Below are 5292 nucleotides of genomic sequence, written 5' to 3'. Positions count from 1 at the left end.
TTTTTTTTCCCCCCCCCCCCCCCCCCCCCCTGCGTCAGCAGACTTCAGGGTGAAGGGAGGTCAATCACTCGGCGATCTTCTTCTTTGCCGCGCGCTTGGCTTTCGTCGCGGCGGCGATTTTCTGTGTTTTCGCCGACGGTTTTTTCGCTTTTTTCTCTTTCTTCGGTCGGGCGGTCTCTTTCTCTTTACGGAAAGCGCTGTCCGGCTCGAAGTTTACCTGCTTACCCACCTGGCGGCGACGGCCGCCCGGCTTGCCAGAGGTACTCTTTTTCGCTTTCTCACGGGCGGTCTTGCCGACATTACGCGGCGCACGCTCGCTGGAGATCAGGGTAAAGTCGATTTTCCGCTCGTCCATGTTGACCGCTTCCACACGGACTTCCACGCGGTCGCCCAGGCGATAGGTCTGGCCGCCGGACTCACCAATGAGACGCTGCCCCACCTGGTCGAAACGATAATAGTCGTTATCCAGGCTGGAAACATGCACCAGACCGTCGATAAACAGATCGTTCAGGCGGACGAAGAAGCCAAAGCCGGTCACGCTGGCGATCACGCCGGAGAAGATGTTGCCCACCTGATCCTGCATGAAGTCGCACTTCAGCCAGTCAGACACTTCGCGCGTCGCTTCGTCGGCGCGGCGCTCGGTCATCGAACAGTGCTGACCCAGCTGGAGCATCTCTTCCATACTGTAGTGCCAGCCGCCGGTCTCGGTGCTGTTGCCTTTATGTCCCTGCTCTTTGGCCAGCAGATACTTGATAGCGCGGTGCAGCGACAGGTCCGGGTAACGACGAATCGGCGAGGTGAAGTGGGCGTATGACTGCAGCGCCAGGCCAAAGTGACCGCGGTTTTCCGGATCGTAGACCGCCTGCTTCATGGAGCGCAGGAGCATCGTCTGCAGCATTTCCGCATCCGGGCGATCGGCGATGGAGGTTAGCAGCTCTGCGTAATCACGCGGCTCCGGCTTGTTGCCGCCAGGCAGCTCCAGTCCCAGCTCAGCCAGCACGGTACGGAAGGAGGTAATCGCTTCGGTGGTTGGCTTATCATGGATACGGAACAGCGCCGGCTCCTGCGCCTTCTCAACGAAGCGCGCGGCGGAGATGTTCGCCAGGATCATGCACTCTTCAATCAGCTTATGCGCATCGTTACGCTGAGTCTGTTCGATACGCTCAATACGGCGTTCGGCATTGAAGATGAATTTAGCTTCTTCACTTTCAAATGAGATACCGCCGCGCTCTTCGCGGGCGCTCTCCAGCACTTTGTAGAGGTTATGCAGCTCTTCAATGTGCTTCACCAGCGGCGCGTAGTGTTCGCGCAGTTCCTGGTCACCCTGCAGCATATGCCACACTTTGGTGTAGGTCAGGCGAGCATGTGAACTCATCACCGCTTCATAGAATTTATAACCGGTCAGACGGCCTTTTGACGAAATCGTCATCTCGCACACCATACACAGGCGATCGACCTGCGGGTTCAGCGAGCATAGACCGTTAGACAGCACTTCCGGCAGCATCGGCACTACCTGCGACGGGAAGTAGACCGAGGTGCCACGACTGCGCGCTTCCGCATCCAGCGGCGTCCCCGGGCGCACGTAGTAGCTGACGTCGGCAATGGCTACCCACAGGCGCCAGCCGCCGCCGCGTTTCTTCTCGCAGTACACCGCGTCATCGAAGTCGCGGGCATCTTCGCCGTCAATGGTAACCAGCGGCAGCGAGCGTAAATCGACGCGTCCAGCCTTCGCCTCTTCCGGCACCTGTTCTTTGAGACCGGAAACCTGTTTTTCCACCGCCGGCGGCCAGACATAAGGAATTTCATGGGTACGCAGCGCCATATCGACGGCCATGCCGGTGCCCATGTTGTCGCCCAGCACTTCGACGATTTTACCCACCGCTTTGGTGCGGCGGGTTGGTCGCTGGGTCAGCTCGACCACGACCACGTAGCCCATCCGCGCGCCCATTATCTCTTCCGGCGGGATCAGGATATCGAAGCTCAGGCGGCTGTCGTCCGGGACGACAAAGCCGACGCCAGCGTCGGTGAAGTAACGGCCAACTATCTGGCTGGTTTTCGGCACGAGGACGCGGACGATGCGCGCTTCGCGGCGGCCCTTACGGTCCGCGCCCAGCGGCTGAGCCAGCACCTGGTCGCCGTGAATACAGGTTTTCATCTGTTCTGACGACAGGTACAGATCGTCTTTGCGCCCTTCAACACGCAGGAAACCATAGCCATCGCGGTGGCCAATAACGGTTCCTTTGAGGAGATCGAGGCGTTCCGGCAGGGCATAGCACTGGCGGCGGGTGAAGACCAGCTGACCGTCGCGCTCCATCGCGCGCAGGCGGCGGCGCAGCGCTTCGGTTTGCTCTTCGCCCTCGATATTTAACTCGATGGCCAGCTCATCGCGGCTGGCAGGCTTTTCCCGTTTAGTTAAATGTTCGAGGATAAATTCCCGGCTCGGGATAGGGTTCGCGTACTTCTCAGCTTCGCGTTCCTGGAATGGATCTTGTGACATATCGGTTCCTCCGTTGTCATCTCCGGCAGAGTGGCGTCACTCCACCAGCAATAATTTATAAAGCGGTTGATTCTTCTCAACCAAATCAGCCAGCGTATAGTTATCCAGTTCCTTGAGAAAACTCTGCGCGGCTTCAGCTAGTGCCTGTTTCAGACGACAGGCTGGTGTAATGTGGCAAAACTCGCTGCTGCAGTTGACCAGCGATAAGGGTTCAAGGTCACGCACCACGTCACCGACGCGGATCTGTCCTGCTGGTTTGCCGAGGCGAATGCCCCCGTTCTTCCCCCGCACGGCAGTCACGTAGCCCATGCGACTTAACTGATTGATTATTTTAACCATATGATTACGGGAGACGCCATAGACCTCGGTCACTTCCGAGATACTGGTCATTCGTCCTTCCGGCAGCGACGCCATATAAATCAGCGCGCGTAGTCCGTAATCGGTGAAACTCGTTAACTGCACATAAACCTCAGGGAAAAGAAAACAGGGTATGTCGAGCGACATCATTATTATTGATGATAAACCAGCCAGCGCTCAGGCCGCTAATTTATTTGAAATGGGGCGGGCGAACAGCAAAAACAAGGGCGCCCGAACGGCGCCCCTTGAGAGTGATTACGCGTCGAACGGATCGCGCAGAATCATAGTCTCGGTACGGTCTGGACCGGTAGAGATGATATCCACCGGCACGCCGGTCAGCTCTTCAATACGCTGGATGTAGTTCAGGGCTGCCTGCGGCAGGCCGCTGCGCTCTTTCACGCCGAAGGTGGTTTCGGACCAGCCCGGCATGGTTTCGTAGATAGGCTCGATACCTTCCCAGTTATCGGCAGCCAGCGGAGTGGTGGTCACTTCGCGGCCATCCGGCATACGGTAGCCAACGCAGATTTTCACTTCTTTCAGGCCGTCGAGGACGTCCAGTTTAGTCAGGCAGAAGCCGGACAGGGAGTTAATCTGCACCGCGCGACGGACTGCGACCGCATCCAGCCAGCCGGTACGACGACGACGGCCGGTGGTGGCGCCGAATTCGTTACCCTGCTTGCAGAGGAACTCGCCAGTTTCATCAAACAGCTCGGTCGGGAACGGACCCGCACCGACGCGAGTTGAGTACGCTTTAATGATGCCCAGTACGTAATCCACATAACGCGGGCCCAGGCCGGAGCCGGTCGCCACGCCACCTGCGGTGGTGTTAGAGGACGTAACGTACGGGTAGGTACCGTGGTCGATATCCAGCAGCGTACCCTGCGCGCCTTCGAACATCACGAAGTCGCCGCGCTGACGCGCCTGATCCAGCAGGTCGGATACGTCCACCACCATGCTGGTCAGGATGTCGGCAATCGCCATCACATCGTCCAGCACTTTCTGGTAGTCAACCGCTTCTGCTTTGTAGAAGTTCACCAGCTGGAAGTTGTGATATTCCATCACTTCTTTCAGTTTATCGGCGAAGGTTGCTTTATCGAACAGATCGCCAACGCGCAGACCGCAACGAGCGACTTTATCTTCGTAAGCCGGGCCAATGCCGCGACCGGTAGTGCCGATCGCTTTCGCGCCACGCGCTTTTTCACGCGCCACGTCCAGCGCCACGTGATAGTCAAGGATAAGCGGGCAGGCTTCAGAGAGCAGCAGACGCTCGCGAACCGGGATACCACGGTCTTCCAGGCCCTTCATCTCTTTCATCAGCGCGGCCGGAGACAGCACGACGCCGTTACCGATGATGCTGGTGACGTTTTCACGCAGAATGCCTGATGGAATAAGATGGAGAACGGTTTTTTCACCGTTGATTACGAGAGTATGGCCGGCGTTGTGACCACCCTGGTAGCGCACAACATATTTAGCCCGTTCAGTCAGGAGATCGACGATCTTCCCTTTACCTTCGTCACCCCATTGGGTGCCCAGTACGACGACGTTGTTACCCATTTTTCAAAATCACCGTTTGCTTAAAAATGGATTCTACCATCGCTTTTTCAGAGTTACAGCACTTTTTGCATCCAAAATAAGGCAAATCCGACCACTTTTTGATCAGCCAATCGATTTCCTCAACATGTAGTAGATCACAATCCCGGCAACCACAAGTCCGCCGCCAAAACGACGCAATAAATTATCCGGTAGCTGGCTCAGGCTGGCGACCATTTTGCGCCAGGCGCGCGGATAAAGCAGCGGGCCAAGCCCTTCAAGTACTAAAACCAGCGCCAGCGCCAGCCAAATGGTGGAGTTCATCGTCAACCCTAATTGAAAAGTATCATTGCCGCCCTCGCGGGCGTCATCGGCCAGCATGGTGAATTCATTCCCTCATTTCACATTGTCCCGTATTTCAGCTTCATTATGAACCGGAAAGGTGAAACAAAATTCACAACTAATTGTATTGCTGCATATTTTTTAAATTGTAACTATGCCATCGCGTACTACAACCCGGTACGTCTACTTAATCAGGAAGATTATGATGAGAGAATTAACCGCATTTGAAATCGAAAATGTGAGCGGCGCAGGCTGGTTACAGGATGGTCTGGCGGCCTTAGGCAGCAAGGTCGGCGCAGCCGCATGGACGATGGGCACTGATGCCCTGAGCATTAACCTGCCACTGCTTGGCACCCTCAATCTGGCCGACCTGGCGCCGGACCTGGGCAAAACCCTGGGCGAAAGCGTTGGGTCGACTATCGGTGGCACCATCGAAAGTGCGCTGGCAGGCCTGCCGGTGATCGGCGGCCTGCTGAACAAGCTACTCGGCAACTAATTCCCGCCCTCGCAGCATGAAAAAAAGGGGGCGTCCTCTTGGGCCCTTTTTTTTTTTTTTTTTTTTTTTT

Annotated in this window: 5 protein-coding genes; 1 reads left to right on the top strand and 4 read right to left on the bottom strand. The window is 56.5% G+C overall.

Features of this window, described 5'->3' with window-relative positions; genetic code table 11:
* Positions 1–64 precede the first annotated feature (64 nt).
* The 4 genes from rnr to HMPREF9538_RS0127410 form a co-directional block, all read right to left on the bottom strand.
* Positions 65–2497 carry a ribonuclease R gene (gene rnr / locus HMPREF9538_RS16885; protein ID WP_002885668.1) on the bottom strand — a complete coding sequence of 811 codons (2433 nt, stop codon included), beginning with the start codon at positions 2495–2497 and terminating at the stop codon, positions 65–67.
* Between the two features lie 36 nt (positions 2498–2533).
* On the bottom strand, positions 2534–2959 hold the full coding sequence (nsrR, locus tag HMPREF9538_RS16890) for a nitric oxide-sensing transcriptional repressor NsrR (protein WP_002885667.1): 426 nt from the start codon (positions 2957–2959) through the stop codon (positions 2534–2536).
* A 150-nt stretch (positions 2960–3109) separates the two neighbouring features.
* The gene (locus HMPREF9538_RS16895; RefSeq protein ID WP_009484734.1) at positions 3110–4408 is read right to left on the bottom strand and encodes an adenylosuccinate synthase; all 1299 of its coding nucleotides are present in this window, start codon (positions 4406–4408) and stop codon (positions 3110–3112) included.
* Positions 4409–4510: 102 nt separating this feature from the next.
* Positions 4511–4708 (bottom strand): DUF2065 domain-containing protein, encoded by a 198-nt coding sequence (locus tag HMPREF9538_RS0127410; RefSeq protein ID WP_002885664.1) that lies wholly within the window; start codon positions 4706–4708, stop codon positions 4511–4513.
* Positions 4709–4931: 223 nt separating this feature from the next.
* On the opposite strand from HMPREF9538_RS0127410, the gene HMPREF9538_RS16900 reads away from it, so the two are divergent.
* Positions 4932–5222, top strand: coding sequence for a hypothetical protein (locus HMPREF9538_RS16900; RefSeq protein WP_002885663.1), 291 nt, complete (start codon positions 4932–4934; stop codon positions 5220–5222).
* Positions 5223–5292: the final 70 nt, after the last annotated feature.

The sequence above is a fragment of the Klebsiella sp. MS 92-3 genome (assembly GCF_000195655.1).
In the GTDB taxonomy this organism is placed as follows: Bacteria; Pseudomonadota; Gammaproteobacteria; order Enterobacterales; family Enterobacteriaceae; genus Klebsiella; species Klebsiella pneumoniae.
Note: the sequence above shows the minus strand (reverse complement) of the source record. Positions and strands in the feature narration are given on the sequence as shown.